The organism is Perspicuibacillus lycopersici (assembly GCF_025660475.1).
In the GTDB taxonomy this organism is placed as follows: Bacteria; Bacillota; Bacilli; order Bacillales; family Caldibacillaceae; genus Perspicuibacillus; species Perspicuibacillus lycopersici.
Genome location: NZ_JAOUSF010000010.1, coordinates 1 through 14178, shown reverse-complemented (window position 1 = coordinate 14178; position 14178 = coordinate 1). Strand labels below are relative to the sequence as shown.

General features: G+C 35.4%; 13 protein-coding genes, 1 tRNA gene, 1 rRNA gene, 1 other RNA gene and 1 other annotated feature. Of the genes, 4 read left to right on the top strand and 12 right to left on the bottom strand.

Features of this window, described 5'->3' with window-relative positions; translation table 11 throughout:
* Positions 1-352 precede the first annotated feature (352 nt).
* The 7 genes from OEV98_RS17705 to tadA all read right to left on the bottom strand — a co-directional run bounded on the left by OEV98_RS17705 (position 353) and on the right by tadA (position 4704).
* Positions 353-616, bottom strand: a complete 264-nt coding sequence (locus tag OEV98_RS17705; RefSeq protein WP_263074681.1) for a pro-sigmaK processing inhibitor BofA family protein — start codon at positions 614-616, stop codon at positions 353-355.
* A gap of 105 nt (positions 617-721) precedes the next feature.
* A complete protein-coding gene (locus OEV98_RS17700; protein WP_263074680.1) occupies positions 722-949 on the bottom strand; it encodes a YaaL family protein in 228 nt (75 codons plus the stop codon).
* 73 nt (positions 950-1022) lie between these two features.
* Positions 1023-1619 (bottom strand): recombination mediator RecR, encoded by a 597-nt coding sequence (gene recR, locus OEV98_RS17695; protein WP_263074679.1) that lies wholly within the window; start codon positions 1617-1619, stop codon positions 1023-1025.
* Positions 1620-1635: 16 nt separating this feature from the next.
* Entirely contained in the window at positions 1636-1956 is a 321-nt protein-coding gene (locus OEV98_RS17690; protein WP_263074678.1) for a YbaB/EbfC family nucleoid-associated protein, read from the bottom strand.
* Between the two features lie 18 nt (positions 1957-1974).
* Positions 1975-3660 (bottom strand): DNA polymerase III subunit gamma/tau, encoded by a 1686-nt coding sequence (dnaX, locus tag OEV98_RS17685; protein ID WP_263074677.1) that lies wholly within the window; start codon positions 3658-3660, stop codon positions 1975-1977.
* 198 nt (positions 3661-3858) lie between these two features.
* Positions 3859-4124, bottom strand: an RNA gene (gene ffs, locus OEV98_RS17680) — signal recognition particle sRNA large type.
* A gap of 100 nt (positions 4125-4224) precedes the next feature.
* Entirely contained in the window at positions 4225-4704 is a 480-nt protein-coding gene (gene tadA / locus OEV98_RS17675; RefSeq protein WP_263074676.1) for a tRNA adenosine(34) deaminase TadA, read from the bottom strand.
* A gap of 161 nt (positions 4705-4865) precedes the next feature.
* Here tadA and OEV98_RS17670 point away from each other — a divergent pair, with 161 nt between their 5' ends.
* The 3 genes from OEV98_RS17670 (at position 4866) to OEV98_RS17660 (ending at position 7728) form a co-directional block, all read left to right on the top strand.
* Positions 4866-6146 (top strand): glycoside hydrolase family 18 protein, encoded by a 1281-nt coding sequence (locus tag OEV98_RS17670; RefSeq protein ID WP_263074675.1) that lies wholly within the window; start codon positions 4866-4868, stop codon positions 6144-6146.
* A gap of 269 nt (positions 6147-6415) precedes the next feature.
* Positions 6416-7054 carry a deoxynucleoside kinase gene (locus OEV98_RS17665; RefSeq protein ID WP_263074674.1) on the top strand — a complete coding sequence of 213 codons (639 nt, stop codon included), beginning with the start codon at positions 6416-6418 and terminating at the stop codon, positions 7052-7054.
* Positions 7051-7728: a deoxynucleoside kinase gene (locus tag OEV98_RS17660; RefSeq protein ID WP_263074673.1), complete on the top strand. Its 678-nt coding sequence runs from the start codon at positions 7051-7053 to the stop codon at positions 7726-7728. Before OEV98_RS17665 ends, OEV98_RS17660 begins: the two co-directional genes overlap by 4 nt.
* A gap of 146 nt (positions 7729-7874) precedes the next feature.
* On the opposite strand, the gene OEV98_RS17655 is transcribed toward OEV98_RS17660, so the two are convergent.
* The 4 genes from OEV98_RS17655 to guaB all read right to left on the bottom strand — a co-directional run bounded on the left by OEV98_RS17655 (position 7875) and on the right by guaB (position 12797).
* A tRNA-Ser gene (locus OEV98_RS17655) sits at positions 7875-7967 on the bottom strand.
* A 105-nt stretch (positions 7968-8072) separates the two neighbouring features.
* The gene (gene serS, locus OEV98_RS17650; RefSeq protein ID WP_263074672.1) at positions 8073-9344 is read right to left on the bottom strand and encodes a serine--tRNA ligase; all 1272 of its coding nucleotides are present in this window, start codon (positions 9342-9344) and stop codon (positions 8073-8075) included.
* A 70-nt stretch (positions 9345-9414) separates the two neighbouring features.
* Positions 9415-9646 (bottom strand) — a binding site (T-box leader).
* A gap of 84 nt (positions 9647-9730) precedes the next feature.
* Complete coding sequence (locus OEV98_RS17645; protein ID WP_263074682.1) at positions 9731-11026, bottom strand: D-alanyl-D-alanine carboxypeptidase; 1296 nt, start codon at positions 11024-11026, stop codon at positions 9731-9733.
* A 304-nt stretch (positions 11027-11330) separates the two neighbouring features.
* Positions 11331-12797: an IMP dehydrogenase gene (gene guaB / locus OEV98_RS17640; RefSeq protein WP_263074671.1), complete on the bottom strand. Its 1467-nt coding sequence runs from the start codon at positions 12795-12797 to the stop codon at positions 11331-11333.
* Between the two features lie 109 nt (positions 12798-12906).
* On the opposite strand from guaB, the gene OEV98_RS17635 reads away from it, so the two are divergent.
* Complete coding sequence (locus tag OEV98_RS17635; protein WP_263074670.1) at positions 12907-13860, top strand: YaaC family protein; 954 nt, start codon at positions 12907-12909, stop codon at positions 13858-13860.
* 232 nt (positions 13861-14092) lie between these two features.
* Here OEV98_RS17635 and rrf read toward each other — a convergent pair.
* Positions 14093-14178 (bottom strand): 5S ribosomal RNA (gene rrf, locus OEV98_RS17630); the annotation flags it as partial.

The following is a 14178-nucleotide window of genomic DNA, read 5'->3' as shown; positions in this document are numbered from 1 at the left end:
ACGCCGCCAGCGTTCGTCCTGAGCCAGGATCAAACTCTCCAAAAAGTGTTTGATTAGCTCAAAAATGTTTTAAAAATAGTTTAATTAAACGCTTCGTCTTGTTCAGTTTTCAAGGTTCAATTTTACTCGCTTTGTTTTTGCGACTTAATTATAATATCAAGTTTCATAGAAAATGTCAACATCTTTTTTTAAACTTAATAGGAGAAAACTAAAAAGTAAGAAGTGACATTGCTTATAATAACAAATAATGATTAAAAATGCAATTGTTAATTTCTAACAAAAAAAGAAAAATAATGCTTCCCTTGTATATATACATTCCAAATGTTATTGTACGGACTAGCTCCGTCCGTACTTATAGAATCCACAATTGAATAACGGTTAAAGCTGCCACTCCAGGAAGTCCTAATAGTCCAGATATTGTTGCAGTGATAAAATTAATCGGGACATGGATTCCAAAATTACTGCCAATGACATTAAGAAAAAATAAAAACAATGCCCCAATGACAATTTTTATTATACCTTGTCCAATAAAACGCAATGGTTTTAATGGGGTTCCAAAAATCAACAGCAAAATAATTAATCCACCAATAATACTTATAACTAAAATCGGATCCAATGAAATAACCCCTTTCTCCAATTCTTCCTTGTACATATTTATGAAAAAGAAGAAAAAAAAGAACCAAGTAGAATTTTTATTAGGAAAATCCACTTGGTTCATCATTTATTTTAATAAAGAAGAAACTCTTATATCTCTAACTTTTGCTTCCTTAAATAAGTAGAAATATTTTAGTTCGGCTAATTTTACTTGGGTATCCAAATCTTCACTTGTATCGATGCTTTTTTCCCATATATTTTTCTCATCTTGCCATTGCAGTTTTAGTTCTTCTATTTGAGAAAGCAGCTTTATATCATATTGCTTTTTTAGTGACTCTCTACGTTTAAAGAGCAACTATAACTCCCCCTTAAGTGTCCGTCTTTGCTGTATTTCTAACGTACACCTTCATTCATTTAGGTAGTAGTAATTACAATTCCCGTCTTCCTTCAAGAGCTTTTGATAGGGTAACTTCATCTGCATACTCTAAATCACCACCAACCGGTAAACCATGAGCTATTCTCGTAACTTTAATACCTGATGGTTTCACTAATCGCGAAATGTACATTGCCGTAGCTTCTCCCTCGATATTAGGATTTGTAGCTAATATAAGTTCTTGCACATTTTCGTCTTGTAATCTTTTTAGCAAAGATGGAATATTTATGTCTTCTGGTCCAATTCCTTCCATTGGTGAAATGGAACCATGTAATACATGGTATAATCCCTGGTATTCCTTCATTTTTTCCATTGCAATAACATCTTTAGGATCCTGAACTACACAAATAATTTGTTTATCCCTTTGATGATCACTACATATATAACATGGATCTTGGTCAGTAATATGCCCACAGACTGAACAATAAGTTAAGTCCCGCTTCGCATTTATAAGTGCTTTTGCAAAATCCAATACCGTTTCTTCTTTCATTGTTAGTACATAAAATGCCAATCGAGCAGCTGTTTTCGGTCCGATTCCAGGCAACTTCATAAAACTATCAATAAGCTTTGTTATTGGTTCAGGATAGTACATCTGCTAAATATCCTCCTTAGAACAATCCAGGGATATTTAGTCCTTTTGTATACTGTCCCATTGTTTTATTTGTTAATTCATCCACTTTCGCAAGTGCATCATTAGTTGCTGCAACAATCAAATCTTGAAGCATTTCGATATCTTCTGGATCCACTACTTCTTCATTCAATTTCACTTCGATTACTTCTTTATGTCCGGAAACAATAACTGAAACTACTCCGCCGCCTGCAGTTCCTTCAATTCTTTCTTCACCTAATTGTTCTTGTGCTTCTTGCATTTTCTTTTGCATTTTTTGCATTTGTTTCATCATATTTTGCATATTTCCCATTCCACGCATAGTATTACCTCCAAATAATTATTCTTTAATTTCCAGTAAATCTTCTCCAACCAGCTTTTTGGCTTCCTCAACAAATGGATCGTCTTCCGCTTTTGGTTGATCTTTAGCGAAATCTTGATGTTGATCGATAAAGGATTGTCTAATTTCAAGCCATTGTTCTTCAGGTACACCGATCATTTCTGTTGGACTACCTGTAACAGCTGATAAAATCTGGTTCATAACACTTATAAATTCTGCATTATTCATAGCCATTTGGCAATGGATTTCATACTTAAATTTCACAATGAAGCCTGATGTTGATGCAGCAACTGGTTCTGCATCATTTAATAATGCTGCATGGGACCTTTTTAGCTTTTCTAATAGGTTGCCCCAATTATTTTTTAGCAACTGTAAATTTTGCTTTGTTGCACTTTTTAATACATTTTCAATTTTACCAACAGGAGCTCTATAAGTATTTTTCCCAGAACGAACCGTCTTTTGTTCCTGTGCTGGCTCTTCTTTTTTAGGAACTGGATTGGTAATTCCCATTTCCTTTAATTGCCTCAGTTCTAATTCCAATGAGAGTACTTTCTCTCTTAACGAATGTATTTCCTCAGAGGAAAAATTAGTACTTGCATTCGTTTCTATTTGACATAATTGGACAAAACAAACCTCTAATAAAATTCTTGGATGGTTAGTCCACTTCATATCCTGTTGCGTTTGGTTCAATCGGTCAATAATCCCATATACCTGATCCTGATGGTATCGTTCTACAATTTCGGTGAAAGCATCATCTACAACTATTCGTTCTAAATATTGCTGCATTTGCGACGAACTTTTGTATAAAAGAAGATCCCGATAATATTGGATTAAATCCTCCACTAATCGAATCGGATCCTTTCCTTCTGCGAGTAATGTATGTAAAGCTTCTAATGCTTCCCGAGTATCATTTGTGGATATTGCATGAGCAAGTTTATTTAATATTTGTTGTGATATTGAACCTGTAATTATTAATGCATCTTCCACTGAAATCCGATTTTGACTGAAGGAAATGGTTTGATCAAGAAGACTTAATGCGTCACGCATTCCACCCTCAGCTGCCCGTGAAATTAATTGTAATGCCTCTTCCTCATATTCATAGCCATAATCTTTTATGATATAACGCATTCTATCTGCAATATCTTGCGGTGTAATCCGTTTAAAATCAAAACGTTGTGTCCTCGAGATAATCGTTAGTGGTATTTTGTGAGGCTCTGTCGTTGCTAATATAAAGATGACATGCTTTGGTGGCTCTTCTAATGTTTTTAGTAATGCATTAAAAGCTCCGATGGATAACATATGCACTTCATCAATTATATAAACTTTATATTTCGCAACACTTGGTGCATATTTTACTTTATCGCGAATATCACGAATCTCTTCGACTCCATTATTAGAAGCTGCATCGATTTCTATCACATCTGGTATAGATCCGTCGGTTATTCCTCGACAGACGGCACATTCATTACAAGGCTCAGCCGTAGGGCTATGTTCACAGTTAACAGCCTTTGCTAAAATTTTTGCCGCACTCGTTTTTCCGGTACCACGCGGACCAGAAAAAAGATAGGCATGTGAAATCTTTTGTTGCAAGAGGGCATTTTGTAAAGTTTTCGTAACGTGCTTTTGTCCGACGACATCTTCAAAATTTTGCGGCCGCCAGACCCGATATAAGGCTTGATAACTCACAATTAACACCCTCCCAAATTAAATAAAAAACACTGCTATTAGCTAGTTATTCCCATTATTATCATACTTAAGAAAAAGTAATATTGTTTCTACATTTGTTAGTCATTATATTATAACGTATTTCTATAAATTTTTTCTATAAAAAAACACCCTTTGATAAGGAAAAGGGTGTTAGTCGTTATTTTATGTATATAACTGCCGTGCACCTTCTGTCGACTGCTAGCCATAAGCGTTGCTTTCGCAGTTAGCTCAGTTCAGGCAACCCTGCGGCACATGAGAGCTTCTACTTAATGCTGCTTCCTTCCGGACCTGACATGGTTCGTAGATTCTCATTGCGCAGGACCCAAACGTCAACACCACTTACGAAAGACAGACCCTACAGCTAGGGCAGCCTCGAGAAGGAGTTCAGTCCCGCTAGAGCGGATTGCGGGTACAGGGCACCGCTACCTCCCCACCTAGCACGGCAAAGTTGATACCAAATTGTTAGGCGTCTTTTGGACGCATATTTAGTATACTAATAATAAATAGAAATTGCAACGGGTTAGTCCCTGTTAATTGTTTCCGCTACTGATTGTTTTTGGATTTTTTTCTTTTTGACCGAATTTCTTTAAAAAACATTGTCAATAGATTCCCACATTCTTCTTGTAGAACGCCACTTTTTATTTCACATTGATGATTAAAACGAGAATCCTGTAATAAATTCATCAATGTACCTGCACATCCACCTTTTGGATCACTAGCCCCGTAAATTACTCGGTTCACACGAGACATTACGATTCCCCCTGCACACATTGGACATGGTTCCAATGTGACATATAATTCTGCATTCTCAAGCCTCCATGTTTTTAATTTTTCACACGCTTGATTAATGGCAACCATTTCTGCATGTGCTAATGCATTTTGATTTGATTCTCTGAGATTGTATCCCTTCGCAATCACTTGGTCATTGATTACAATGACACATCCTATCGGTACTTCTTCCCTTTCCTGTGCCTTTTTTGCCTCTTCAATTGCCAGCTGCATATAATATTGATCTCTATCCATCCATTTAACTCCTATTCCTCATTCCATTTTTCCAGTTTATCCTATTCCTATATTTATTAAAGCTAAATAAGCATAAACGTTACTTTTTTCATGTTCACTCATTTTTTTATAACTCCATCATAAACTGTTTATAGTGTTAACAAAAGTCTGGAGGGTGATATATGCAAATACATGTTGTGCAACAAGGTCAGTCACTTTATAGTATTGCGCAAGCCTATAATACTACGGTAGGTGATTTAGTTGAGGCAAATGAAATAACGAATTCCAGTAGATTAGTTGTTGGTCAAACACTAGTAATACCTATTTATGGGAGTTTTTATTGGGTCCAGCCTAGAGATAGTCTATGGTCGATTGCCCAAAGATTTCAAATACCATATACAGAGTTAGCTTCAATAAACCGAATTCCTTTAAATCGTCCTCTACAAGTTGGTACAAGACTTTATATACCCCCAGCACCAAAACCCACAAAAGAATTTAATGCATATGTAGAACCAAGAGGTACCGTTACTACCGCTTTAGAAAATAGTGCCAGAAATGCCGCGCCATACTTAACCTATTTAGCGCCTTTTAGTTTTCAAGCATTACGGGATGGATCGTTACGAGAACCCCCACTAAATCAGTTTCCTGCCATTGCACAGGCTAATCGAAATGTATTAATGATGGTCATCACCAATCAAGAAAACGATCAGTTCAGTGATGAGCTTGGGAGAATCTTATTAAATGATCAACAAATCCAAACAAATTTCCTAAATAATATTGTCAGTACCGCACAACGCCACGGATTCCGAGATATCCATTTTGATTTTGAATATTTACGTCCAGAGGATCGTGAAGCATACAACACCTTTTTGCGAAGGGCAAAAGAACGCTTCAGTCAGGAAGGCTGGTTATTATCCACTGCACTCGCTCCAAAAACAAGAGCAGATCAACCAGGTCGATGGTATGAAGCCCATGACTACCGAGCACATGGGGAAATTGTAGATTTTGTTGTGATTATGACCTATGAATGGGGATACAGCGGTGGCCCACCAATGGCAGTTTCTCCTATTGGTCCTGTTCGAGATGTATTGGAATATGCAATAACCGAAATGCCTCCTGAAAAAATTCTAATGGGCCAAAATTTATACGGCTATGATTGGACACTTCCATTTGAGCAAGGTAACATTGCTCGTGCCGTTAGTCCTCAACAAGCAATTGAGCTTGCAGCACAGCATAATGTCGCAATTCAATATGATACTACTGCCCAAGCACCATTTTTCGATTATTGGGATGCAAATGGCACACAGCACCGGGTGTGGTTCGAAGATGCAAGAAGCATTCAAGCAAAGTTTGATTTAATCAAAGAGCTTAATATCCGGGGGATGAGTTATTGGAAGCTCGGACTTTCATTCCCACAAAATTGGTTATTATTAACGGAAAATTTTACGGTTAGAAAAAGATAAAAGAAAAAACTCATGCAAAGGGAGAACGGCCGAAGCTACAGTCGTTCTCCCTATTTTGTATATTCTACCTTTTTTTCACACCTATTTTTTCACGTAATAACTCCAACACAGCTACTATTACCAAAAATTGACCTTATTACTATTTCAAATTACATATATATTTCAGTCTACCACTATGCTAAAATAATTTTTGATGCTTTAAACCGAAGAAAAAAGAGGGTGTGATTTTTTACCTTCTCTTTTTAGATATAGTAGAAGTGGGGATAGCTATGAATACGCATTTTATTGCAGTAGAGGGTCCAATTGGGGTTGGTAAATCTTCTTTAGCAAAAGCAATATCGGAACATTTTCAATACCATTTACTGAATGAAATAGTCGGTGAAAATCCATTTTTAAGTAAGTTTTATGACAATATTGATGAATGGAGCTTTCAAACAGAAATGTTCTTTCTCTGCAATCGATTTAAGCAATTAGAAGATATTCAGAACGATTATTTGCAAAAAAGTCGTCCAGTCGTTGCAGATTATCATATGTTTAAAAACTTGATTTTTGCTCATCGAACATTGAAAACCGAGCATTATCATAAATATCATCAAATATTTCATCTCTTAACAAATGATTTACCACAGCCTAATATTGTGATCTATCTTCACGCAAATTTAGATACACTGTTTAAACGAATTTCCAAACGAGGTAGAGCGTTTGAAAAAAATATCTCTCCAATGTACTTAGAAAATTTGTGTTCAGATTACGAAAATTACTTAGCTAATTTCGAAAAGGAACATCCAAATACACCTGTCCTTCGGCTCAATGGCGATGAAATTGATTTTGTCGAAAATAAGGATGATCTGAAAAATATTTTTACGCAAATAGAAAATTTGTTATTTAAAGGAGTTATTACCGAATGAACTTACGTGAGAAATACAACATTCCTAGCTCAGCTGTCATAACAATTGCTGGTACGGTAGGTGTTGGAAAATCCACTTTAACAAAATCACTTGCTACTGCTTTAAACTTTCGTACTTCTTTTGAAAAAGTAGATACAAATCCATATTTAGATAAATTTTATGCTGATTTTAAAGCATGGAGCTTTCACTTACAAATTTACTTCCTTGCAGAACGTTTCAAGGAGCAAAAACGTATTTTCGAATATGGTGGTGGCTTTATTCAAGACCGATCAATTTATGAAGATACTGGTATATTTGCAAAAATGCACTATGATAAAGAAACAATGTCTCCCGTAGATTATGAAACCTATACTAGTCTATTTGACGCTATGGTAATGACGCCATTCTTTCATCATCCGGACTTATTAATTTATTTAGAAGGATCCTTTGAAGAAATTATTAAACGTATTAAATTACGCGGCCGACAAATGGAGCAAGATACTCCTATCGAATATTGGGAAGAAATGTACAACCGCTATGAAAAATGGATAAATTCCTTTAATTCCTGCCCAATTTTACGATTAAACATTACCGAATATGATCTGTATAATGATGAAAATGCAGTAGAAGAAATAATTAAAAAAATATCCTATGTTTTAAATGGTTCAAAAGAGTTTTACATGAATAAACGTTAGTAAAAAAAGTGGTGCCAATAAAAATGGCCCACTTTTTTTATCATTTTTTCAATTACATAAAAAAAACTGACTAAAAAGAAATGCATCCTTTTAGTCAGCCTCAAAATATATATTCTCCAAATTTATGCGTTATTTCACAGTGTACATGGCGGAGGAGGAGGGATTCGAACCCCCGCGCGGTGTAACCCGCCTGTCGGTTTTCAAGACCGATCCCTTCAGCCGGACTTGGGTACTCCTCCATATGACACGAAAAATAATATAACATTTCTTGATGGTGATGTCAAATATATTTTTATTTTTTTAGGGATCCATATACTTTATAAAGGATCCCTTCAAGGAAATCTTTATTTAATATATTCTTTACCTAAATATGGACGTAAAACTTCAGGTACTAATACCGATCCATCCGCTTGTTGATAATTTTCTAAAATAGCAGCAACCGTTCTTCCAATAGCAAGTCCAGATCCATTTAATGTATGCAAATGCTCTGGTTTCCCTTTCGGATCGCGTCTAAAACGTATATTTGCACGTCTTGCTTGGAATGCTTCAAAATTACTACAAGAGGAAATTTCCCGATACGTATTATAGCTTGGGAGCCAAACTTCAATATCATATTTCTTTGCTGCTGTAAAACCTAAATCTGCTGTACACATATTTAAAACTCGGTACGGAAGTTTTAATAATTGTAAAACTCTTTCTGCGTCCTGCACTAGTTTTTCTAATTCTTCATAAGAATCCTCAGGTTTTACAAATTTTACTAATTCCACTTTATTAAATTGGTGCTGGCGAATTAACCCTCTTGTATCTCTTCCAGCAGATCCAGCCTCTGAACGGAAGCATGCACTATATGCTGCATATTTAAGAGGAAGGTCTTCAACCGAAAGAATTTCATCACGATGATAATTCGTTACTGGGACCTCTGCAGTTGGAATTAAGAAATAATCTTCTTTTTCCACTAAAAAGGCATCCTCTGCAAATTTCGGTAGCTGTCCAGTTCCGGTTAAGCTAGTGCGATTCACTAAATATGGTGGAAGCATTTCTGTATAACCATGCTCTTCTGTGTGCAAATCAAGCATGAAGCTAATAAGAGCGCGCTCTAATTTTGCACCAACACCTTTCAAGAAGGTAAAACGGCTACCTGTTACCTTTGCAGCACGTTCAAAATCAATAATCCCTAATTCGGTTGCAATATCCCAATGTGGCTTCGGCTCAAAATCAAATACTGGAACTTCCCCCCATTTGCGGATTTCCACATTATCATCCTCCGACTCACCAACAGGAACACTCTCATGAGGAAGGTTTGGAATAGACAATAATAATTGATTTAACTCATTATCTACTACATTTAATTCTTCGTCTAACTGTTTTATCTCTTCACCAACTTCTCTCATTTCCTTAATGAGATGGTCAGCATCCTTTTTCTCCCGTTTTAATACTGCAACTTGACTAGAAACATCATTTCTTTGTTTCTTAAGCTTTTCACTTTGTAATATTAATTCCCGTCTGCGAGAATCTAATTGCTCAAATTTACCTAAATCTGTTAAATCTTCTCCACGGAATTTTAATTTTTCTTGTACTTCCTCAAAATTTGAACGTAATATTTTTACATCAAACATCACTATTGCCTCCTTTAAATCTCATACATAAAATAAACTGCTTATATAAATATAAAAAACTCCCGTCCCATAAAGGGACGAGAGTTTATATTCCCGCGTTGCCACCCTAGTTGTAAGTAATAATGAATTACTTACCTCTTAGTAAAATAACGGCTTGAACCGACAATAGCTACTCACAACATGTACGTTGCTTTCAATATTGCACTCAAGGACGGATTCATAAGCATTTGTTACTGATTTCCACCAACCACCAGCTCTCTTAAAACAAATTACTTATTACTATTTCCTATCAACGATTTCCATATATACTTTTTCGTTTAATTGTATTTATTTTAATCAATATAAAATCAAATATCAACCATCAATCAAAAGGAATTGGAATTATTTTAGAATAAACCACCAATTGCAGAAGTTATTCCACCCCAAAGGCTAGAGAAAAATCCACCGATGCCTCGCATCATTAAAACAAACCAGTTAGCTTTTTCTACTGTCTCTGTAGCAACTACATCTACTTTTAACGGACCTTTAGAGTCTATAAAGCCTAAATCTTTTCCGTCTTCACCAACATATTCATAAGTTAAATAACCAACTACATCTCCCTCTTTAACTGGAGCGACTAATTCACCATCTTTATTTAACTTATCCTTATCAATGACTAGCTTAGCTTTATAATTCTCCTTTTCCGCATTTTTTATTACTAAATTAATTGGATCTTTAGTAGCAATTTTAACGGAATCTTCTTTTCCTTTTAATACAGGTAATGTTTCAGATCCCTTAACTGTATAACCTGCAGGGAAAATTTCTTGATTTTCAAAGTTACTATTAAATGCATAATCTAGCACTTTTTTTGTTTCTTCAAAACGTTGAATTTGTGAACCAGTCTTCATCACTACAGAAATAAAACGTTGTCCATTTCTTTCTGCAGTTGCAGTGAAGTTATATCCTGCATAGTCAGTAGAACCTGTTTTCAAACCATCTACGCCTTCATATTCAAATGTTAATCCTGGTAGCATGAAGTTGAAGTTATCATACGTACGTCCATCACGAAACTCTAAACGTGAAACACTAGCAGTATCTAAAACTTCTGGATAATCATTAATTAAACGAAATGCTAATTTCGCAACAGCTCTTGCTGACATTTTATTTTCATCATTTGCATCTGTACCTTCCGGATGATGTCCTAGCATATCTGCATTGTTTAATCCAGTTGAATTTACAAAGTAATAATCACCAAGACCTAATTCTTCTGCTTTTTCATTCATCATTTTTACGAAATTCGCTTCTGACCCACCAATAAGTTCAGCTAACGCAACTGCTGAAGCATTTGCTGAATGGATAGCCATTGTTTCATATAGCTCTTTTACCGTATATTTTTCACCTTGTGTTAATCCAACCGTTGATAAGCCTAAGCTTGGACTAGATAAATTATGAATAAACTCAGAAATTGTTACCTCTTGATCCCAAGAGATAGTACCTTCTTTAATTGCTTCTAACACCAAATATTCTGTTAGCATTTTTGACATACTTGCTACGCCAAGTAATTCATCTGCGTTATCTTCATATAGAACTTGTCCCGTTTCACCATCTATTAAAATAGCAGCTGCAGCATTTAAATTTAAATTATCCCCTGCTGCTTTTGCAGGTGATCCTTTATATAAAAAGGTAGAAATCGTTAATATCATTATTAATGTGTAAATTGCCAGACTCTTGCACTTTCTAATCAATAGTACTCCCTCCAAAATCTATATCTTTCTTTTACTTTGTTTAGTTTACCATAACTTATTTTAAAAAAATAGACAGTTACCAAAAGGAAATATTCCCAACCTGTTTATTACAAATGAAATAAAAAAGCCCCATTAATAAAAATGGAGCTTAATTATTCGTGTATGATTTTGTATTGAATATTATTTTATAAACGTTAAGTTTTGTGACTTAACAGTATTTTACTGTTATGTCGACCTTAAATTACCACGATACACTATTCCACTAATTAATCGAATAGTTCGGAGCTTCTTTTGTAATTTGAATATCATGTGGATGACTTTCGCGTAAACCTGCACCGGTCATTCGAATGAACTGTGCTTTTTCACGTAAATCTTCTAAAGTTGCACTACCACAATATCCCATACCAGAACGAATTCCACCGATTAATTGGAAGATCGTATCTGCGATTGGTCCTTTATACGGCACTCGACCTTCAATTCCTTCTGGTACTAATTTTTTATTTCCTTCTTGGAAATATCGATCTTTTGATCCTTTTTCCATTGCAGCAAGAGAACCCATACCACGATATACTTTAAAGCGACGGCCTTGGAATATTTCCGTTTCTCCTGGACTTTCCGTAGTTCCCGCTAAAATACTTCCTAGCATAACTGCATGTCCACCAGCAGCTAAAGCTTTTACTATATCACCGGAATATTTAATGCCACCATCGGCAATAATAGCTTTTCCATGTTTTCTAGCTTCTGTTGCACAATCGTATACAGCTGTAATTTGAGGAACACCTACCCCTGCGACCACACGTGTAGTACAAATCGAACCCGGTCCAATTCCTACTTTTACAACGTCTGCTCCTGCTTCGAACAATTCTCTAGTTGCTTCCGCTGTAGCAACATTTCCAGCAATTATATTTAATTTTGGATAATGCTCTCTTATTTTTCTAATCGTCTCAATAACTCCTTGAGAATGACCATGTGCAGTGTCAATGACAATAACATCCACATTTGCCTTGTATAGCATCTCTACACGCTTCATCGTGTCAATCGTTACACCAACCGCAGCACCAACTAAAAGTCTACCATGACTGTCTTTAGCCGCATTTGGGAACTCCACCACTTTTTCAATATCCTTAATGGTTATTAACCCTTTAAGAACTCCTTCATCATCTACTAAAGGTAATTTTTCAATTTTATACTTTTGTAAAAGCTTTTGTGCATCTGCTGGAGTCGTTCCAACTGATGCAGTAATTAAATTTTCTTTTGTCATAACATCATCAATAGTAATTGAATAGTCCTCAATAAAGCGAAGATCTCTATTCGTAATGATACCAACAAGCTTTTGTTCGTCCTTATTGTTAACAATTGGTACACCAGAGATACGATACTTACCCATTAGATATTCCGCATCTGATACTTGATGTTCTGGCGTTAAATAAAATGGATCTGTAATTACCCCATTTTCTGAGCGCTTCACCAAATCAACTTGTTCAGCTTGTTCTTCAATTGACATATTTTTATGGATAATACCAAGTCCACCTTGTCTAGCCATTGCAATTGCCATAGCAGCCTCTGTAACGGTATCCATCCCTGCACTTATGATTGGTATGTTCAATTTTAGGGTATTAGTTAACTCTACACTTAAATTTACATCCTTTGGCAAAACATTAGATTTTGCTGGAACTAATAAAACATCATCGAATGTTAGACCTTCTTTTACAAACTTACTCTCCCACATTATTTAGCGCCTCCTGACGAAATATTATTAGTAATTTATCAATTGGATACAATACTGTCAAGGATAAAATATTAATTTCATTTTTCAAACATATTTGGAGGTTATTATTTTGACTAATGATTCATCCAATAAAGCATGGGAAAACTTTCTTTTTATATCATCTGCAGAAACTTCACAAAGCTTCCTGCTAAATAAATACAATAGACTTGGTACCGCAGATGCCTGGAAGAAAAGCTATGAGAATAGCTATGCATTTATTTATCATATCGAGCAAGGAAAAAGCTTTTTTCAACAAGCAAAGCAATCACCATTAAACATTCAACCAATTCTTTTATTTTATGGCTTAGTTTTTTTGATTAAGGCTTGCATACTAACAACAGATCCTAATTATCCAGAATCTACAGCTGTTCTTGCACATGGTGTAACTACAAGAAAAAGGAAAAAACAAAATTACCACTACCTTGAGGATGAGGTAAAAATTCAAAAAAATGGTTTATTTCCACACTTTTCTGGTAAAATGTTCCACATGAAACATTTAGAGGGGGAAAAAGTAAACATTAAGTCGTTAGTAAATGAAGTACCTGAACTTATACCTTTTCTAAATAAATTGGATAATAAAAGCAGAGCGGTTGAGATTCAACATAATAATGGTGTTTTTACCTTTCCAGAAGATATCCTTGATAATTATAAAATGACTAAAGAACGTTTCAAGGAATACATTCAAACAAAGGCGAACGGATCGTTATTAGCTACTGCAGATCATACGTCGATTAGCTTTACCTCCTCTGTTCCTGCTATTGAAATCTTACCCTTTCGTTTTAGTATTACGGATAACAAATACTATTTTAGTAAGGAATGGACAAGCCTATCCATGTTCTATGAACTAATGATTCATTATTTGCTTTTGTATCACTTAAGTATGATTGCTAGGTATGAAATTGAGTGGTGGTCAGAGCTTATTTACCAGAAACCGAATGTGGAATATCCATTGATTGTTCAATACTTAAATGTATCACAACAGAAATGTTTGTATTTAATTGATCAGTATTTGTTTTCAACATGAACTTCCTCTAATATCCCTTAGAACTTTACTGTAACCTGATATTGAATTTTGGTACAGCTTGTACAGATAGATAAATTTTTTAGATTAAATGCAGACGGAATACAGACTGCTTTCCTTTTGGCAAGCGATGTATTCCGTCCTTTATTCAATAGCTATTACCATACTTAAAAACAACGATCTTAGGGAAATGAACACAAAAAAGAACAGCTTTATTTCAGCTGTTCTTCGCGCTGCCTGGCAACGTCCTACTCTCACAGGGGGAAACCCCCAACTACCATCGGCGCTGAGAAGCTTAACTTCCGTGTTCGGGATGGGAAC

Excerpts from the sequence above, each read along its gene's own strand:
- OEV98_RS17645 (WP_263074682.1), bottom strand. The coding sequence starts at position 11,026 with ATGATATTAACGATTTCTACCTTTTTATATAAAGGATCACCTGCAAAA.
- OEV98_RS17665 (WP_263074674.1), top strand. The coding sequence starts at position 6,416 with ATGAATACGCATTTTATTGCAGTAGAGGGTCCAATTGGGGTTGGTAAA.
- serS (WP_263074672.1), bottom strand. The coding sequence starts at position 9,344 with ATGTTTGATGTAAAAATATTACGTTCAAATTTTGAGGAAGTACAAGAA.
- guaB (WP_263074671.1), bottom strand. The coding sequence starts at position 12,797 with ATGTGGGAGAGTAAGTTTGTAAAAGAAGGTCTAACATTCGATGATGTT.
- OEV98_RS17670 (WP_263074675.1), top strand. The coding sequence starts at position 4,866 with ATGCAAATACATGTTGTGCAACAAGGTCAGTCACTTTATAGTATTGCG.
- OEV98_RS17690 (WP_263074678.1), bottom strand. The coding sequence starts at position 1,956 with ATGCGTGGAATGGGAAATATGCAAAATATGATGAAACAAATGCAAAAA.
- recR (WP_263074679.1), bottom strand. The coding sequence starts at position 1,619 with ATGTACTATCCTGAACCAATAACAAAGCTTATTGATAGTTTTATGAAG.
- OEV98_RS17660 (WP_263074673.1), top strand. The coding sequence starts at position 7,051 with ATGAACTTACGTGAGAAATACAACATTCCTAGCTCAGCTGTCATAACA.
- tadA (WP_263074676.1), bottom strand. The coding sequence starts at position 4,704 with ATGGATAGAGATCAATATTATATGCAGCTGGCAATTGAAGAGGCAAAA.